At 72.2% G+C, this 17,534-nt stretch carries 15 protein-coding genes and 1 pseudogene; 13 read left to right on the top strand and 3 right to left on the bottom strand.

Features of this window, described 5'->3' with window-relative positions:
• The first annotated feature begins 357 nt into the window (after positions 1–357).
• The 6 genes and pseudogenes from F4559_RS22535 to F4559_RS22515 all read left to right on the top strand — a co-directional run.
• Positions 358–3,279 carry an AfsR/SARP family transcriptional regulator gene (locus F4559_RS22535; RefSeq protein WP_184671714.1) on the top strand — a complete coding sequence of 974 codons (2,922 nt, stop codon included), beginning with the start codon at positions 358–360 and terminating at the stop codon, positions 3,277–3,279.
• 117 nt (positions 3,280–3,396) lie between these two features.
• Positions 3,397–4,509 (top strand): DUF418 domain-containing protein, encoded by a 1,113-nt coding sequence (locus F4559_RS22530; RefSeq protein ID WP_184671712.1) that lies wholly within the window; start codon positions 3,397–3,399, stop codon positions 4,507–4,509.
• On the top strand, positions 4,506–5,204 hold the full coding sequence (locus F4559_RS22525; RefSeq protein WP_184671710.1) for a DUF427 domain-containing protein: 699 nt from the start codon (positions 4,506–4,508) through the stop codon (positions 5,202–5,204). Before F4559_RS22530 ends, F4559_RS22525 begins: the two co-directional genes overlap by 4 nt.
• A 230-nt stretch (positions 5,205–5,434) precedes the next feature.
• Positions 5,435–6,019, top strand: coding sequence for a hypothetical protein (locus F4559_RS35425; RefSeq protein WP_246445310.1), 585 nt, complete (start codon positions 5,435–5,437; stop codon positions 6,017–6,019).
• A complete protein-coding gene (locus F4559_RS35420) occupies positions 6,016–6,744 on the top strand; it encodes a PP2C family protein-serine/threonine phosphatase (protein WP_312865776.1) in 729 nt (242 codons plus the stop codon). The genes F4559_RS35425 and F4559_RS35420 overlap by 4 nt, the downstream gene beginning before the upstream one ends.
• 92 nt (positions 6,745–6,836) lie before the next feature.
• A pseudogene (locus F4559_RS22515) lies at positions 6,837–7,235 on the top strand (TspO/MBR family protein); the annotation flags it as partial.
• Here the strand turns inward: F4559_RS22515 and F4559_RS22510 are convergent.
• Positions 7,176–8,369 carry an ATP-dependent DNA ligase gene (locus F4559_RS22510; protein WP_312865775.1) on the bottom strand — a complete coding sequence of 398 codons (1,194 nt, stop codon included), beginning with the start codon at positions 8,367–8,369 and terminating at the stop codon, positions 7,176–7,178. The pseudogene F4559_RS22515 and the gene F4559_RS22510 overlap by 60 nt on opposite strands.
• Before the next feature lie 111 nt (positions 8,370–8,480).
• Here F4559_RS22510 and F4559_RS22505 point away from each other — a divergent pair, with 111 nt between their 5' ends.
• Together F4559_RS22505 and fgd are read left to right on the top strand one after the other, a co-directional pair.
• The gene (locus F4559_RS22505) at positions 8,481–8,969 is read left to right on the top strand and encodes a DinB family protein (RefSeq protein ID WP_184671704.1); all 489 of its coding nucleotides are present in this window, start codon (positions 8,481–8,483) and stop codon (positions 8,967–8,969) included.
• Between the two features lie 67 nt (positions 8,970–9,036).
• Positions 9,037–10,041 carry a glucose-6-phosphate dehydrogenase (coenzyme-F420) gene (fgd, locus tag F4559_RS22500; protein ID WP_184671702.1) on the top strand — a complete coding sequence of 335 codons (1,005 nt, stop codon included), beginning with the start codon at positions 9,037–9,039 and terminating at the stop codon, positions 10,039–10,041.
• Here the strand turns inward: fgd and F4559_RS22495 are convergent.
• Positions 10,038–10,484 (bottom strand): cupin domain-containing protein, encoded by a 447-nt coding sequence (locus F4559_RS22495; RefSeq protein WP_184671700.1) that lies wholly within the window; start codon positions 10,482–10,484, stop codon positions 10,038–10,040. The two genes, fgd and F4559_RS22495, sit on opposite strands and share 4 nt — an antisense overlap.
• Entirely contained in the window at positions 10,481–12,004 is a 1,524-nt protein-coding gene (locus F4559_RS22490; RefSeq protein WP_184671698.1) for a GGDEF domain-containing protein, read from the bottom strand. Before F4559_RS22490 ends, F4559_RS22495 begins: the two co-directional genes overlap by 4 nt.
• Positions 12,005–12,497: 493 nt before the next feature.
• On the opposite strand from F4559_RS22490, the gene ruvC reads away from it, so the two are divergent.
• The 5 genes from ruvC (at position 12,498) to secD (ending at position 17,533) form a co-directional block, all read left to right on the top strand.
• On the top strand, positions 12,498–13,067 hold the full coding sequence (gene ruvC, locus F4559_RS22485; protein WP_184671696.1) for a crossover junction endodeoxyribonuclease RuvC: 570 nt from the start codon (positions 12,498–12,500) through the stop codon (positions 13,065–13,067).
• A complete protein-coding gene (gene ruvA / locus F4559_RS22480; protein WP_184671693.1) occupies positions 13,064–13,645 on the top strand; it encodes a Holliday junction branch migration protein RuvA in 582 nt (193 codons plus the stop codon). The genes ruvC and ruvA overlap by 4 nt, the downstream gene beginning before the upstream one ends.
• The gene (ruvB, locus tag F4559_RS22475; RefSeq protein WP_246445307.1) at positions 13,642–14,712 is read left to right on the top strand and encodes a Holliday junction branch migration DNA helicase RuvB; all 1,071 of its coding nucleotides are present in this window, start codon (positions 13,642–13,644) and stop codon (positions 14,710–14,712) included. The genes ruvA and ruvB overlap by 4 nt, the downstream gene beginning before the upstream one ends.
• Positions 14,713–15,139: 427 nt before the next feature.
• Positions 15,140–15,478 carry a preprotein translocase subunit YajC gene (gene yajC, locus F4559_RS22470; protein WP_184671691.1) on the top strand — a complete coding sequence of 113 codons (339 nt, stop codon included), beginning with the start codon at positions 15,140–15,142 and terminating at the stop codon, positions 15,476–15,478.
• Positions 15,479–15,688: 210 nt separating this feature from the next.
• Entirely contained in the window at positions 15,689–17,533 is a 1,845-nt protein-coding gene (gene secD / locus F4559_RS22465) for a protein translocase subunit SecD (protein ID WP_184671689.1), read from the top strand.
• The last annotated feature ends 1 nt before the right edge of the window (position 17,534 follow it).

Genomic DNA, 17,534 nt, shown 5'->3' with positions numbered 1-17,534 from the left:
AAGTCCAACCGTCCAGGTGGCGCACCTGTGGACACGGTGGATATTTCGCCCACCCGGAGCCGGATTGATCCACTTGATGGGGTTAATTCACTAGGCTGATGGGGTCGACAGATCGACGACCACGCGTTGCGACCAGCCGGGGTGCGCGCAGCCGTTCGCGCACCCCGGCCGTCGGCGCGGGGGAGACGCCCGGACCAGACGTCGCCCGCTCCGCGCGGGAGGCCGTCGGTGTCGTGGTCGTCGACCCCGGCGGCGGTGACCCTGCGGCGGCAGCCCACCCCTCGTCCGGCTGCCACCCGGTGGAGAGGTTGCACGACCGCGGTTGAGCACCGGTTGAACGACTGTTGGGGAGGCGGAGTGGTGCTGAGGATCGACGTGCTGGGGGAGGTGCGCGCGGTCGTCGGCGACCGCGTGGTCGAGCTGGGCCACCAGCGCCAGGTGTGCGTCCTGGTCGCGCTGGTGGTCGAGCCCGGCCGCGCGGTGCCGGTCGACCGGCTGGTCGACCGGGTGTGGGGGGACGACCCGCCGCGCAGCGCCCGGCGGACGCTGGCCAGCTACGTGACCCGGCTGCGCCAGGTCGTGCCGGACCTGACGATCACGCACCGGGCCGGCGGGTACGCGTGCGACCTCGATCCGGCCGCGATCGACCTGCACCGGTTCACGCGCCTGGTCGCCAAGGCGCGCACGACAGTCGACGAGACCGCGGGAGCGCTCTACGCCCAGGCGCTGGACCTGTGGCGCGGTGAGCCGTTCACCGGCCTCGACGTGCCGTGGCTGGTGGAGCTGCGCCGCGATTTGGCGGACGTGCGGCTGGCCGCCCAGATCGACCACGCGGACGTCGTGCTGCGACTGGGCGGGCACGCCGGACTCCTGCCCGAGCTGGCCGCCCGCGCCGCCCGCCACCCACTCGACGAGCGCATCGCGGCCCAGCTGATCCGGGCGCTGTACCGCGACGGCCGCACGGCCGCCGCCCTGGACGCGTTCGGCCGCACCCGTACCGCGTTGCGCGACGAGCTGGGCACCGACCCCGGCGCCGAACTGCGCGAGCTGCACCGCCGGTTGCTGTCGGACTCGCCCGTGCCGCGCCAGTTGCCCGCCCCGCCCCGCGTGCTCACCGGGCGGCAGGCGGAACTGGCCGCGCTGGACGCCGCGGTCGGCGACGCGGTGACGGTGATCAGCGGGATCGGCGGCGTCGGCAAAACCGCGCTCGCGCTGTCGTGGGCACATCGCAACGCGGGCCGGTTCCCCGACGGCGTGCTGCACGCGGACCTGCGCGGCTTCGAGCCGAGCGGGCGGCCGACGCCACCGGGCACCGCGCTGCGCGGCTTCCTGCACGCGTTGGACGTGCCCGCCGAGCGCATGCCCGGCGACGTCGACGCCCAGGCCGCGCTGTACCGGACGCTCACCGCCGACCGGCACATGCTCGTGCTGCTGGACAACGCCCGCGACACCGCGCAGGTGCAGCCCCTCTTACCCGGCGGCGAACGCTGCGCCGTGCTCGTGACCAGCCGCAACCGGCTGGGCGGGCTGGCCGCGACGCACGCCGTGCGCGCGGTCGCCCTGGACGTGCTGGAACCCGACCAGGCACACGCCCTGTTCACCACGCGCCTGGGCGCGAGCCGGGTCGACGCCGAACCGGACGCGGCGGCCGACCTGCTGCGGTGGTGCGCCGGCCTGCCGCTGGCGATCGGGATCGTGGCGGCGCGCGCGGCGGCGCAGCCCAACGCCACGCTGGCGTCGCTGGCCGAGGAGTCCGGGCTGGACACGTTGGACGCGGGCGAGCCGAACGCCGCGCTGCGCACCGTGTTCTCGTGGTCGTACGGCGCGCTGCCGCCGGACGCGGCCGTCCTGTTCGGACTGCTCGGCCTGGTGCCCGGACCGGACGTGCCGCTGGAGGCCGCGGCGGCGATGGCAGACCTGCCGGTGCCGCGGACCCGGTCGCTGCTCGGTGTGCTGGAGGCGGCGCACCTCGTCGCGCAGCACGTGCCGGGCCGGTACCGGATGCACGACCTGGTCCGGCTCTACGCGGCCGAGCAGGGCCGTGAGCGCGACCCGGCGGCGTTGGGCCGGCTGGAGAGTTGGTACCTGCACAGCGCCGACCGGGCCGCGACCCGGCTGTACCCGATCAAGACCCGGCTCTCGGTCGGCGAGTCGTGCGGCCCGATCGCCGACATCCCCGACGAGCTGTCCGGCCAGCGCTGGCTGGAGGCCGAGCGCAACAACCTGATCGCGATCACGGCGGCGGCCCGCGGGTGGGCGGCGAGCCGGCTCGCGGACGTGCTGCGCGGGTTCTTCTGGCACCGCATGGACGCCACGGGCTGGCGCACGACGGCCGAGGGCGGGCTGGCGGCGGCGATCGCGTGCGGCGACGACGAGGGCCAGGCGGCGGCCCTGCTCAGCCTGGCCGACCTGCGCTTCAAGCTCTCCGACCACGACGGTGCCGTGCGCTACTACTCGCGCAGCCTGGAGATCGCCGGGCGGTTCGGGTGGATCCGCATCGAGGCGGCGGCGCGGTCGAACCTGGCGGGCGTGCACTGGCGGCGCGGCAAGCCCGCATTGGCCGCCGACCAGCTGATGCGGGCACGTGACCTGCACGCGCGCAGCGACAACGAGGGCGGCACCACGACCGCGATCGCGAACCTGGCGATCGTGCTGCGCGAACTCGGCCGCCTGGACGAGGCGTTCGAGCTGCACGGGCAGGCGTTGGAGCTGGACCTGCGGCTGGGCGGCCAGTCCAGCATGTCCGTGACGCTCGGCGAGATCGGGCAGACGTTGCACACGATGGGGCGACCGGTGGAGGCGTTGAGCCACCTGGAGCGGGCGCGGGAGCTGATGGACCTGACCGGGCACCGCAGCGGGCTGTCGGACGTGCTGCGCAACCTCGCGGCGGTGCACCTGGACCTGGGCCGACCGGCCGAGGCGGACCGGCTGGCCCGGGAGGCGTTGGCCGAGGCGTTCGAGACGCACGACCGTCAGCACCAGGCCAACGCGCACAACGTCCTGGGCCGGGTCGACGCGGTGCGGGGCGACCGCCCGGCCGCGCGCCGCCACCACCGGACGGCGCTGGACCTGGCCATGTCGGCCCGGGTCCGGTACGCGGCGGTGGAGGGCCTGCTGGGGTTGGCCGTCGTGGCGGACGACCCGGCGGAGGCGCGGGACCACGCGGCACGGGCGGCGGCGATGGCCCGGGAGTCGGACTACCGGCTGTTGGTCGACCGGGCGGCGCAGCTGCTGGACCACGAGCACGCGGTCGCGGATCACCCGATCGAAGGTCCCTGAGCGCGTATTTCGGGGTGTCCGAGTGGAGGACTCGCGGGTCGGGTCGTCCGAAGGTCGGACGTCGGGGTGGCTGAACGACCGACGCGGGGGAGGAGGTCGGGAGGTCAGGCTGGCGGCATGGGGAGAATCGTCGCGCTCGACGTGCTGCGCGGAGTGGCCATCCTGGGCACGCTGGGCACCAACATCTGGATCTTCACGGATCCGGCGGGACCCAGCGGGTTCTTCGCCGGCGGCGGGACCGCCGAGACCGCGCTGACCGCGTTGTCCAACGGGAAGTTCCTCGGTCTGCTGTCGATCCTGTTCGGCATCGGGCTGGCGGTCCAGCACCGGTCGGCGGTGAGGCGCGGGACGCGGTGGCCCGGCCGTTACCTGTGGCGGTCGACGTTGTTGCTGGTCGAAGGGGCGTTGCACTACGTCCTGGTGTTCGAGTTCGACGTGCTGATGTTCTATGCCATGGTCTCGGTGGTCGTGGCGTTCCTGGTCGGCCGCCCGGACCGGGTCGTGCGGCGGTGGCTCGTCGCGTTCGGCGCGCTGCACCTGGCGGTCGTCGGCCTGCTCACGGTCGTGCTGATGGGCGCCGGCGACCTCGGACCGCCGACGGCGACCTACCCGACCGACAGCTGGACCGCGCAGGTGGCGACCCGGATCGAGCTGATCGGGGTGTTCCGCGCCGAGGGCGTGCTGGTGCTGCCGCTGAGCACCGTCCTGTTCCTGATCGGCATCCTGCTCTTCCGCGCCGGTGCGCTGGAGGACTCGGTACGTGGTCGACGCCTCCAGCACCGGCTCGCACTCGCCGGGCTCGGCGTCGGCCTGCCGCTCAACGCCCTGTCCGCCTTCGCGCCGGGCCAGTGGTTCCTTGTCGACCGGTACGTCTGCGCGCCGTTCGTGGCGCTCGGCCTGCTCGGCGCGATCACCGCGCTGGTGCACCGGATGGGCGAGCCCGGACCGATCCGCACCGGGCTGACCTCGGTCGGCCGGACCGCGCTGTCCTGCTACATCGCGCAGAACGTCCTGGCCGCCGCGCTCTGCTACGGCTGGGGCCTGGACCTCACCGCCGCGTTCGGTCGGTTCGGCGCGGCGTACACGGTCGCGGTCTGGCTGGTGATCGCCACGTTCCTGCTGGTCGCGGCCACGTGGTGGACCAAGCGGTTCCGGCGCGGGCCGGTCGAGTGGGTGTGGGATCTCGCCTACCGGGCGCCGGGTCGGCGGCGCGTAGCGTCGACCGCATGAGCGAAACGATCCGGCTCGAGGAAGGCGCGAAGCGGGTCCGCGCCTTCCTCGGCGGCGTGCCGGCCGCGGACACCACGCGTCCGGTGCTGGTGTGGGAGAAGCCCTACTGCCCGACCTACTACTTCCCGGCGGCCGACGTGCCCGCCACGCTCACCCCGACCGGCGAGACCCGGGACGGCGCCGTCGTCCACGACGTCACGGTGGGCGGCACGACCGCGCGGAACGCGGCGCTGACCCGTCCCGAGCCGGAACTGCGCGACCTGGTCCGGCTGGAGTGGGACGCGTTCGACGAGTGGTTCGAGGAGGACCAGCCCGTCTACGTGCACCCGCGTGACCCTTACGTGCGCGTGGACGCGTTGCCTTCCAGCAGGCACGTGCGCGTGGTGATCGACGGCGTGGTGATCGCGGAGTCGCGTCGTCCGGTCGTGCTGTTCGAGACCGGCCTGCCGCCGCGGTACTACCTCCCGCTCGCCGACGTGCGCCAAGAGGTGCTGCGACCGACGGCCACGACCACCTCCTGCCCCTACAAGGGCACCGCGTCCTACTGGTCCGCGGTCCTGGATGGACGCGTGCACGAGGACGTCGCGTGGGGGTACCGCACACCGCTGCCGGAGAGCGCGCCGATCGCCGGGCTGGTGGCGTTCTACGGCGGCCGGGTCGAGCTGCACGTCGACGGCCGGCGGGTCTTCAACTGATCGGGGGACGGATCTGCGCGGTGGAGTGACGTCCAGATCGGACCGAAGCCGATTCGACCCGGTTCCGGACCGGGGGTTACGACGAAAGTGCGAACGTTCCCCGCCGTCCCGCGACTGACCGTGTGACGAGTGCCGCTGACGGTGCGTGCCGGGTGCAACATTCCCGACGGATGCGGCGATGACCTTCGTTGAGCGGCGTCCCGACCGGACGCCGGCGTCAGGAAGGAACCATGGTCGATCCGCTCGCCCTCAGCCGTGCCGAAGTCGAGTTCCTGCTCCGGGTGCGACCGCCCGCGCTGGACTCGTTGCGCACCGAACTCCATCTCGCGCCCGCCGACGCGGACGCGGGCGGCCGGTCGCTGACCGCGCGCGGTCTGTGCCGGTTCGCCGGCGGGCGGGTGGTGTTCGCGGCGGCGGTGGCGGCGGTGGCCGACGGCCTGTCCCGGGCGGACCGGCTGATCAGGCTGCTGGGCTGGGACGGCGACCGTCCGGTCGTCGCGCACCTGCTCACCGGCCCCGGTGTCCACATCGGACTGGTGTCGGCCCGGCCCGACCGGTTCACCGCCCACCGGCCCGGCCGCGCCGAGTCGTTGCGCGACCAGGTCGCCCGGTTCCTCGACCGGCACCTGACCGGCAAGCGGCGGTCCACGCTGCTCGTGCGCACGGCCGGCGCCACCGGCAGCGTCGACCTCGCGGTGGCCGTGGACGACGACGGCACGTGGTCGATGTCGGACACGCTCGCGTCACCGACGCGCACCAGCCCGTCCTCGCGCGACCTCGCCGTGGCCCGGATCGCCGAGCTGGTGACCCGGTGATCGGCCCGCTGCGCGTCGGCGCCGCCACGCACGTCGGGCTCGTGCGCACGTCCAACGAGGACTGCCTGCTGGTCGGGCGGCGGGTGTTCGCCGTGGCCGACGGCATGGGCGGCCACGCGGCGGGCGAGGTCGCCAGCGCCATGGCCGTCGACGCCCTGCGCGGCCTCGACGAGGTGGACGAGCCGCGTCCCGAGCACATCAGGGCCGTGCTCGTCGCGGCCAACGACGCCATCCGCGACGCCGCCGACGCCGACCCCGACCGCGCCGGCATGGGCACCACGGCCACCGGCCTGGTGCTGACCGGGTTCAACGGCTCGCCGCACTGGGCCGTGTTCAACATCGGCGACTCGCGGGTGTACCGGCACGTCGGCGGCGGACTCGTGCCGTTGACCGCCGACCACACCGAGGCCGCCGCCCTGGTGGCGTCCGGTGCGATGACCGCCGAGCAGGCCCGCACCGCCCGGCAGCGCAACGTGATCACCCGCGCGCTCGGCGCCCGCGTGGCCCCCGAACCCGACCAGTGGGTGTTCCCGCCCGAGCCGGGGGAGCGGTTCCTGGTGTGCTCGGACGGGCTGACCAACGAGCTGCCCGACCAGGAGATCGCGGACATCCTCGACGCCCTGCCCGACGCCAAGGAGGCGGCGACCACCCTGGTCCGGCGCGCGGTCCTGGCCGGCGGGCGGGACAACGTGACCGTCGTCGTGGTCGACCACGACGAACCGTGACCCCGGGTGCGGGGTCCTCCGGGGCGCGGAGGACCCCGCACCCGGCCCTTCCCGGCGTGCGGGTCGCCCGATCGGGCAATAGTCTCGACCACATGATCGGTCAGCGGTCGCGCCCGGTGCTCGGACTCGTCGCGTTCGCCGCCGCCGTGGGGGTGACGGCCCTGATCGGCGCCTTGGCCGCGACGTCGGCGGGCGAGCGGTACGAGAGCCTGACGCTGCCCGACTTCGCGCCGCCGGCCTGGCTGTTCGGTCCGGTGTGGACGGTGCTCTACGTGCTGATCGCGCTGTCGGGCTGGCTGGTCTGGCAGCGGCACGGCCTGGTCTGGGAACACGTCGTGTACGGCGTGCAGCTCGTGCTCAACGCCGCGTGGACGCCGCTGTTCTTCGGTGCCGGGAAGCTCGGGTTCGCGTTCGTCGACATCGTGGCGCTGCTAGTGGTGATCGCGCTGCTGCTCGCCCTGTTCGTCCGCCGGCACCTCGTCGCCGGGCTGCTGCTCGTGCCCTACCTGCTGTGGGTCGGGTTCGCCACGATGCTCAACGCGACGATCGTCGTGCTCGCCTGAGGGATTCGGCGCCGAGGGGACCGGCACCGCGAAGATCGCCGCGAGTTCCGCGGGTGCCACCTCCTCGAGCTGCGCGAACGTGCACGACGCCGGATCGCGGTCGGGGCGGAAGCGGACCAGCCGGGCGGTGTGCCGGAACCGGTGGTCGTGCACGTGCTCGTAGCGCACCTCGGCGACCAGTTCGGTGCGGACCGGTTCCCAGGTCAGCGTCTTGTCCGGGTTCCACCGGCTCGGCGCGCCGGTCGGGTCGCCGACCCAGTCCGCCCACGGGTGCCCGTCGAGCGCGTTCTCGCGCAACGGCGCCAACTCGGCCAGCAGTTCGACCCGGCGCGCGGCGCTGAAACTCGACGCCACGCCGACGCTGCGCAACCCCACGTCGTCGAACAGGCCGAGCATGAGCGAGCCGACGCCTTCGCCGTCCTTGTGCCACCGGAATCCGGCCACGACGCACTCGGCCGTCCGTTCGTGCTTGACCTTCCACATGACGCGTTTGTCCTGCTGGTAGGGCAGATCGACGTCCTTGGCCACCACGCCGTCGAACCCGGCGCCCTCGAACCGCGTGAACCAGTCCTGCGCCACGTCCGGGTCGTCGGTGCACGGCGTCACGTACAGGCCCGGCAGCTCGGTCACCGCCTCGACCAGCAGCTCGCGCCGGCGCCCGAACGGCACGTCGAGCAGCGATCGGTCGGCCAGTGCGAGCAGGTCGAACGCCACGAACGACGCGGGCGTCTCGGCGGCGAGCCGGCGCACCCGCGACGCGGCCGGGTGCAGGCGCAGTTGCAGCAGGCCGAAATCCAGCCCATCGGGTGTCACGACGACGATCTCCCCGTCGACCACGCACCGGTCCGGCAGCCCGGCCGCGAGCAGTTCGACCACCTCGGGGAAGTACCGCGTCAACGGCCGGTCGTTGCGTGAACCCAGCTCGATCCCCGCGCCGTCGCGGAACACCACGCAGCGGAAGCCGTCCCACTTCGGCTCGTATACCAGGCCGGCGCCGCGCGGCACCTCGCGCACGGCCCTGGCCAGCATCGGCCGTACCGGAGGGCGGACGGGCAGGTTCACCACCGGAGGGTAGATCGGAGACGAATTTTCCACCGGGTGTGCGAATGAGGACCGAACCTGTCCGCTATTGCTCCTACCGTGGTGGCACACGGAACCAAGAAGGAGCACCGAATGTCCGAGAAGACCGACCTCATCGCCATGCTGGCCCGTCAGCGCGGCTTCCTGCGGCACACCGCGCAGGCCCTGACCGACGAGCAGGCGGCGTCCCGCCCCACCGTCAGCCAGTTGTGCATCGGCGGTCTGATCAAGCACGTGCGCGGCGTCGAGGAGTCGTGGCTGCGGTTCGCGGTCGGCGGTGCCGAGCTGATGAACGCGGGCTGGGAGGGGCAGAACTGGGAGGACCAGCACCGCATGCTGCCCGGCGAGACGCTCGACGGCCTGCTCGAGGACTACGAGGAGACCGCCACGAAGACCGAGGCGATCATCGCCACGCTCGACCTGGACGACGAACACCCGCTGCCCGAGGCGCCCTGGTTCCCGCCCGGCGCCAAGTGGTCCAACCGGTTCGTGCTCCAGCACGTGATCGCCGAGACCTCGCAGCACGCGGGCCACGCCGACATCATCCGCGAGTCGATCGACGGCCAGAAGACCATGGGCTGAGGGAATACCGTGGGCCGGGTCCGGACTTGCCCCTCCCGGGGCTTCGACGACGACACAGGGGCGGCTCATGGCGTTGAAATTCGGGTACAAGGCGTCCGCGGAGCAGTTCGGTCCGCGTGACCTGGTGGAGTACGCGGTCCGGGCCGAACAGGTCGGCCTGGACAGCGTGACCGTGTCCGACCACTTCCTGCCGTGGCGGCACGAGGGCGGGCACGCGCCGTTCGCGCTGGCGTGGCTGGCCGCGGTGGGGGAGCGGACCGAGCGCGTCACGCTCGGCACCAGCGTCCTGACCCCGACGTTCCGGTACAACCCGGCCGTGGTGGCGCAGGCGTTCGCCACCCTCGGCCTGCTCTACCCGGGCCGGGTGTTCCTCGGCGTCGGCAGCGGTGAGGCGCTCAACGAGATCGCCGTGTCCGGCCGCGAGTGGCCCGAGTTCAAGGAGCGCTTCGCCCGGCTGCGCGAGGCCGTGAAACTCGTGCGCGAGCTGTGGACCGGGCAGCACGTGGACTTCGCCGGCGAGTACTACAAGCTCGTCAACGCCAACGTGTACGACCGGCCCGAGCGGCCCGTGCCGGTGTACGTCGCGGCCGGCGGACCGACCGTGGCCAGGTACGCGGGCCGCGCGGGCGACGGGTTCATCTGCACGTCCGGCAAGGGCATGGACCTGTACACCGAGCAGCTCATCCCGGCTGTGAAGGCGGGCGCGGAACAGGCGGGCCGCTCGTTCGACGACATCGACCGGATGATCGAGATCAAGCTGTCCTACGACCGCGACCCGGCGGCGGCGCTGGAGAACACCCGGTTCTGGGCGCCGCTGTCGCTCACGCCCGAGCAGAAGCACAGTGTGGACAGCGCCGAGGAGATGGAACGGCTGGCCGACGAACTGCCGATCGAGCAGGTCGCGAAGCGCTGGATCGTCGCCTCCGACCCGGCCGAGGCCGTGGCGCGGATCAAGCCGTACGTCGACGCCGGGTTGAACCACCTGGTGTTCCACGGACCCGGTCACGACCAGGAGCGGTTCCTGGGCCAGTTCGCCGAAGATGTGCTGCCGTTGCTGCGCAAGCTCGGCTAGAACCGGCAGAGGCGCCTGACCTGCCCCTCGTGCGAGGGGTAGGCGGGCGCGATCTCGTCGGCGTGGGCGAACGTGACGATGTCGTCGGTGTAGGGCGGGACCACGACCGTGCCGACCAGTGACCACCCGCCGTCCGGTTCGCTCGCCTGCCACACCCCGGCGGGCACGACCACCTGCGGCCGTTGTCCGGCCGCGAGGTCCAGGCCGAGCACGGGCGTGGTGACCGTGCCGTCGGGGTGCAGCAGCAGCATGCGCAACGGGTCGCCCGCGTGGAACGTGTAGATCTCCACGTGGTCGAGCCGGTGCACGGCCGAGAACTCGGGCGCCTCGAGCAGGTAGTGGATCGCGGACACCTCGGGCGAACGCCACGACTGCGACCAGTGGCCACCCTCGATCGGCAACGGCTCCAGACCGAGTTCGCGGATCGCCTCCTCCGGCGTCACGACAGCTCCGCCTCGACCGTGCCGTGCACCACGACCATGCCCTTCCCCATCCGTTTCGCCGCGTACATCGCCGCGTCCGCGCTGCCGAGCAGGTCGTCGGAGGTCGGCCCGCGCTCGGCACGGGCCCGGTGCGCGATGCCGACGCTGGCCCGGATCGTGTGCTCGCCGGCGGCCGTGGCGTGCGGTTCGCGCAACGCGTCGAGCACGCGTTCGCCGATCTCCTCGGGCGCCTGCTCGTAGCCGGTGACCAGGACGCCGAACTCGTCCCCGCCCAGCCGGGCGACCGTGTCGTGTGCGCGGACACAACCTTTGAGGCGGGCGGCCACGACCTGGAGGATCGTGTCGCCTTCGGCGTGCCCGTACTCGTCGTTGATCCGCTTGAACCCGTCGACGTCGATGAACAGCACGACGACCGGGTCGGAGCCGTCGAGGGCCTGGTCGAGGTGCTCGCGGAACAGGACGCGGTTGGCGATCCCGGTGAGCGGGTCGTGGTAGGCCTGGTGGCGCAGGCGTTCGCGACTGATCCGGAGCTGGTCGAGCAGGCGGACGTTGTCGATCAGGGTGAGTAGCTGGCGTGCGATGACCAACAGCACGACCCCGAGTCCGACGTAGATCTCCAGGGGGTTGAGCCGCACCCCGGTGGCCGTGCCGACGACGATGAACAGGCCTGTGACCAGCATCGGCAGGTAGGGGACGAGCAGGTGCAGCAACTCGCCCGCACCCAGTCGTCCGGGCACGGCCCGATCCCGCCGCCCCGCGCCGGGCGCGAACGCGGCGAGGAAGAACAGGGCGGGCGAGACCATGAACCCGATGTCGGCGACGGTGGGTATCGAACCGGCGCCCTGGCTCACCAGGTAGGCGAACGCCCACCCGGAGGACGACTGGGCCACGGCCGCCAACGCCACGAACAACATCGGCAGCTGTCGCACCGCCCGATGCGTCCAGGACGAGACCAGCAACGCCACCATCAACACCACGTAGGCCGCCGGGTGCGCCACGACGGTCGCGAACCCGGGTCCCGACGTGGCCCAGGCCCGGACCACGGACTCCAGCAGCGAGACCCACGTCAGGACGAACAGGGAGCCGACGACGATCACCCCGTCGAGCACCACGACCACGCGACTGCGATGGGCGGGCAACGACCCGCTGCCACCGTGCCCCAGGACCAGCACGGCACACAGGGCCAACGCGGGGACCAGTAAAAACCCGACCGAGGCGACCGTGGTCGAGGGCAGGGAGACCCCGAGGAAGATCTGCCCCCAGATCCAGGATCCCAGCCCGACCACCAGGGCACCCATGGCAGCCGCCATCCACCACCGCCACCGCCGGGCGGCGCCGACCCGCCGTGCGCCACTGCGCCAGAACCGCACAGCCGCCGCGGACGCGAACCCGAGCTGCCCGAACTTGTCGACGACCAACGACCACTGCCGCCCGAGTACGCCCGACACGACCAGACAGACCAGCACGAAGACCACAAGACAGACCAGGCCCACAAGAACGCCGAACCGTCTCAGTGTCATGGCACCCGCCTGCCGAGACTGGAGTCGATCAGTGGACCGCGCCACTGTAGTGACCCGGTGACACTGTGTCGATCGCGGGGAGGACCCCACCACGCACCCGTTTTCCGACCGCCCGCGCCAAAACGAAGCGAGACCCCGAACTCCCGGAAGACCCCGAACTCCCGAAACCAGACCACCCGCCCCGCTTCCACAGTGGCCACAAGAACCCCCTCCACCCGTACCGCCACGTCCAGCACACACCCGCCCCACCGACCCTGCCCGGTCGAAGGATCCCGAGCGCGAGTTTCACACCGCCCGAACGCGTATTTCAGGGTGTCCGAGCGGAGGACTCGCGAGGTCGGGGTCACGAGTGCACATTTCGCGGTGCCTGAACGCACAACTCGCGGTGTCCGAGTGCATAACTCGCGCGACCCACCCGGGGTGTCGACCAGCACCGCGACGCCCGAAACGGATAAGGTTCGAACAGTTGTTCGGCGCACGATCTGGAGGTCCGGTGCGGGTGTTCGGGGTCGACCCCGGCTTGACCAGGTGCGGGTTCGGCGTGGTCGACGGCGGTCCGGGCCGCACCGTCCGCCCCGTCGCGGTGGACGTCATCCGCACCCCCGCCGACGAGGACCTCTCCAGAAGACTCCTGCAACTCTCCGACGCCGTGGAGAAGTGGCTCGACGACCACCGGCCACAGGTCGTCGCCGTCGAACGGGTCTTCAGCCAGCACAACGTCCGCACGGCCATGGGCACCGCCCAGGCCGGCGGGATCGTCGCCCTGGCCGCCGCCCGCCGCGACCTGCCCGTCGTCTTCCACACCCCCAGCGAGGTGAAGGCCGCCGTCACCGGTTCGGGCCGCGCCGACAAGGCCCAGGTCACCGCCATGGTCACCAAGGTCCTCGGCCTCAAGACCGCCCCGAAACCCGCCGACGCCGCCGACGCCCTGGCCCTGGCCATCTGCCACCTGTGGCGCGCACCCATGAAGTCCCGCCTGGACGAAGCCAGGGCCCGCGCCGAACAACTCGCCCGGACCCACCGCGCGAAACTCGCGGAGGCTCGGGAGAGGATGACGCGGTGATCTCCTCGCTGCGCGGTGCCGTGCTGTCCGTCGGTCTGGACCACGTCGTGGTCGACGTGGGCGGCGTGGGCTTCGCCGTCCAGGCCACCCCGTCCACCCTGGCCACGCTGCGGCGCGGCGAGGAGACGACGCTGGCCACCGCGCTGGTCGTCCGCGAGGACTCGTTGACGCTGTTCGGTTTCACCGACCCCGACTCGCGGGAACTGTTCGGCCTGCTCCAGACCGTGTCCGGCATCGGCCCGCGACTCGCGCTGGCCACGCTCGCCGTCCTCGACCCGGACAAGCTGCGCGCCGCCCTGGCCGAGGGCAACATCACCGTGCTCACCCAGGTTCCCGGCATCGGCCGCAAGGGCGCCGAACGGTTGATCATCGAGCTGCGCGACAAGGTCGGCGAGACGACGGCGACGCGCGGCACGGCCGGCCAGGTCCGCACCCAGGTCGCCGAAGCCCTGCTGGGCCTGGGCTTCCCGGCCAAGCAGGCGGAACCGACCGTCGACGCCGTGCTCGCGGAGGACGCCACGCTGGGCACGTCCGAGGTCCTTCGCCGGGCCCTGGCCGTGCTGGGTCGGAAGCGATGACGCTCGACCCGCTGCCCGACCCGGTCGACCGCGACGTCGAGACCACGTTGCGGCCCAGGGACCTGGCCGAGTTCGTCGGCCAGGCCAAGGTCCGCGAACAGCTCGAACTGGTGCTGCACGGCGCTTTGCGGCGTGGTTCGCCGCCGGACCACGTCCTCCTGTCGGGCCCGCCCGGACTGGGCAAGACCAGCCTCGCCATGATCATCGCGGCCGAGCTGGGCGCGTCGCTGCGCATCACGTCGGGTCCGGCACTGGAACGCGCGGGCGACCTGGCCGCGATGCTGTCGAACCTGGTCGAGGGCGACGTGCTGTTCATCGACGAGATCCACCGGATGGCCCGCCCCGCCGAGGAGATGCTCTACCTGGCGATGGAGGACTTCCGGGTCGACGTCGTGGTGGGCAAGGGTCCGGGTGCGACCAGCATCCCGCTCGACATCGCGCCGTTCACGCTGGTCGGCGCGACGACCAGGTCCGGCGCCCTGACCGGCCCGCTGCGCGACCGGTTCGGGTTCACCGGGCACATGGAGTTCTACTCCGCAGACGACCTGGAGCTGATCGTCCGCCGGTCGGCCGCGATCCTGGCCATCGACCTGCGGCCGGACGGCGCGCGCGAGATCGCCGGCCGGTCGCGCGGCACGCCCCGCATCGCCAACCGGCTGCTGCGCCGGGTCCGGGACTACGCCGAGGTGCGCGCGGACGGCGCCGTGACGCGGGACGTGGCCCGGGACGCGCTCGCCGTGTACGACGTGGACGAACTGGGCCTCGACCGGCTCGACCGGGCGGTGCTCGGCGCGCTCGTCCGCTCGTTCGGCGGCGGGCCGGTGGGCGTGTCGACGCTCGCCGTCGCGGTGGGGGAGGAGCCGACCACCGTGGAGGAGGTCTGCGAGCCGTACCTGGTCCGCGTGGGCATGCTGGCCCGCACGCCCCGGGGCCGCGTCGCGACCGCCGCCGCGTGGCTGCACCTCGGTTTGCAACCACCGCCCAACGCTTTCGGCGACCCCGCGCAGCCGCCCAACACCTTCGGGGATCCCGCCAAGTCGCCCGAGGCCTACGGCGATCGTGGCTGATCGAGGTCTCCGGCTGGTGCCCGACGCCGTCGGTGATCCCGCCTGGCCGCCGACTTCCACGGCGATCCCGGCCGATCGGCGGGCTCCGACTGCCCTCTCGACTCCTTCGGCGATCCCGGCCCCGCCGCCCGATGCTTCGGTGGGTCCGGGACCGCGACCGCCCGACGCTCCGGTGGCCCGACGCTCCGGTGGCCCGGTCGCCGGGCCGAGGTCTCCGGCCATCCCGGCCGGTCGCCGGATCGCCGCGGCGACCCCGACCGACCGCCGCCGGACGCCGCCGGACGCCGAGCGCCGGACCCCGTCGAATGCGGTCGCCGTCACGCCCGGAGAAAGCGGGTGGCGGGCGCCCTGGCACAATCGGCGGCGCTACCCCAGGAATTCGGACGTTCCGGGCACCCCTGCCCGCAGTCCGGTCGATCGGAGAATGATGGGCAACCTCTCTTCCTTGATGTTCCCGCTGCTGCTCGTGCTGCTGGCGGTGCCGCTGTTCCTCAGCGCGCGCAAGCAGAAGCGGGCCGTCGCCGAGCAGCAGTCGCTGCTCAAGTCGCTGGAACCGGGCGACCGGGTCATGACCACGTCGGGCCTGTACGGCACCGTCTACGACGCGAGCGACGACACCACGGTCGACCTGGAGATCTCCGAGGGCATCGTGACGACCTGGCTGCGCCAGGCCATCCGCGAGAAGGTCGCCGACGAGGTCGAGGTGCCGGCGACCGCCGACACCCGCGCGGACGACGACACCCGCAAGGACGAGGACAAGGCCTGATCCACAGGGCGTGAGCCGCGCCGTCGCGTCGACCGGCAACGGTCAACGGATCACCGACGGGCAGTGACGCGCAGCTCACACGACGCGGGGTACGCTGCGCCCTCGCCCGGACTTTCACCACATCCGGGCGAAGGCGTGCTGCCCAGGCCCGATCGGCTACCAGGCGGCGGGTCGACACCACCATTTCCCTCTCGAGGAGACGGACGGACCGTGGCACCTCCGGCCGGGCAGATCCGCCCAGCGAAGTACCTGGGCGCATTTGTCCTCATCGTGGTCGCGCTGTACTCCCTGGTGTTCTTCACCGGGAACCACAAGCCGACCCCCAAACTCGGTATCGATCTGCAAGGCGGCACGCGGGTCACGCTGACCGCGCGCGCCCCCGATGGCAAAACGCCGTCGGACGAGGCCCTCGACCAGGCCCGGATGTTGATCGAGACCCGGGTCAACGGCCTGGGCGTCGCGGGTCCCGAGGTGGTGCGCGACGGCACCAACCTGGTGATCACCGTTCCCGGCACCGACAGCGAGGGTGCCAAGCGGCTCGGCCAGACGGCGAAGCTGAACTTCCGCAAGGTCATCGGCTCGCCGGTGCCCAACGCGGAGGCCACGCCCGAGAGCACGTCGCCGAGCGCGCCCGCCTCCGGCTCGGCCGCGCCGACGACGTCCGCGAGCACGCCGCCGCCGGCCTCGGAGACCGCGTCCGCGCCGACCACGACCGCGCAGGGCCGTCCGGCGCCCGCCGTCGAGGCGCAGCAGCCGACCACGACCGCACCGGCCGACTCCTCGGCGCCGCCCGCCACGTCGGCGTCCGCACCGCCCACGTCCGCCCAGCCCGAGCCGGCCGACTGCGACAAGGTGCTGCTGGCCGGCGAGTACTCGGACGACGCGACCAAGGCGATCGACGAGTCCCGCCAGTGCCGGCAGAACCCGCAGTGGGCCGCCCTGGACCCGCAGGTCGTGCAGCAGGCGCTCGGCGCGTTCGTGTGCCCGAAGATCGACCCGCTGCTCGGCAACGACGACCCGGCCCTGCCGCTGCTGACCTGCGACCAGGACCGCACGCAGAAGTACCTGCTCGCGCCGGTCACGCCGCCGGCCGACGGCAGCGTCAAGGACGACGACTACAGCATGTACTCCCGGCTCACCGGTGAGGACATCGCCAACGCCATCTCCGGCGCCAACCCGCAGGGCGCGGGCTTCGTGGTGAACCTCGACTTCAAGAGCGAGGGCGGCGCGAAGTGGGGCAAGTTCACCTCGGCGAACGTCGGCCAGCTCATCGCCGTCGTGCTCGACAGCCAGGTCGTCTCGGCACCGAGCATCAATGAGGCCATCCTCGGCGGCAGCACCCAGATCAGCGGCAACTTCAACCAGAAGGAAGCCGACGGCCTCGCGAACGTGCTCAAGTACGGTTCGCTGCCGCTGTCCTTCGAGCCGTCCGAGGCCGAGACCGTGTCGGCGACGCTGGGTCTGGCCTCGCTGGAGGCGGGCCTGATCGCGGGCGGCATCGGCCTCGCGCTGGTCTTCCTGTACTGCCTGTTCTACTACCGCCTGCTCGGCGTGCTGACGATCCTGTCGCTGGTGCTGTCCGGCGTCGTCGTCTACGCGGTGCTGGTGCTGCTCGGCCGCTGGATCGGGTTCACGCTCGACCTCGCCGGCATCGCCGGTTTCATCGTGGCGATCGGTATCACCGCGGACTCGTTCGTCGTCTTCTTCGAACGACTGAAAGACGAGGTGCGCGAGGGGCGGACATTCCGCTCGGCCGTGCCGCGCGCGTGGGTCCGTTCCCGCCGTACGATCCTCTCGGCGGACGCGGTCAGCTTCCTCGCTTCGGCCATCCTGTACTTCATCGCGGTCGGCCAGGTGAAGGGGTTCGCGTTCACCCTCGGCATGTCGACCGTGCTCGACCTGGTCGTGGTCTTCCTGGTCACGCACCCGCTGGTCGTGCTGGTCTCCAAGTCGAAGTCCCTGTCCAACCCGAAGCTCTCGGGTCTCGGCGGTGCGGTCCAGGCAGGCGCCGAGGAACGCGCCCTCGCCAAGTCCGCCGCCGTGAAGGAGGTCTGAC

The organism is Saccharothrix violaceirubra (assembly GCF_014203755.1).
Taxonomy (GTDB): domain Bacteria; phylum Actinomycetota; class Actinomycetes; order Mycobacteriales; family Pseudonocardiaceae; genus Actinosynnema; species Actinosynnema violaceirubrum.
Note: the sequence above shows the minus strand (reverse complement) of the source record. Positions and strands in the feature narration are given on the sequence as shown.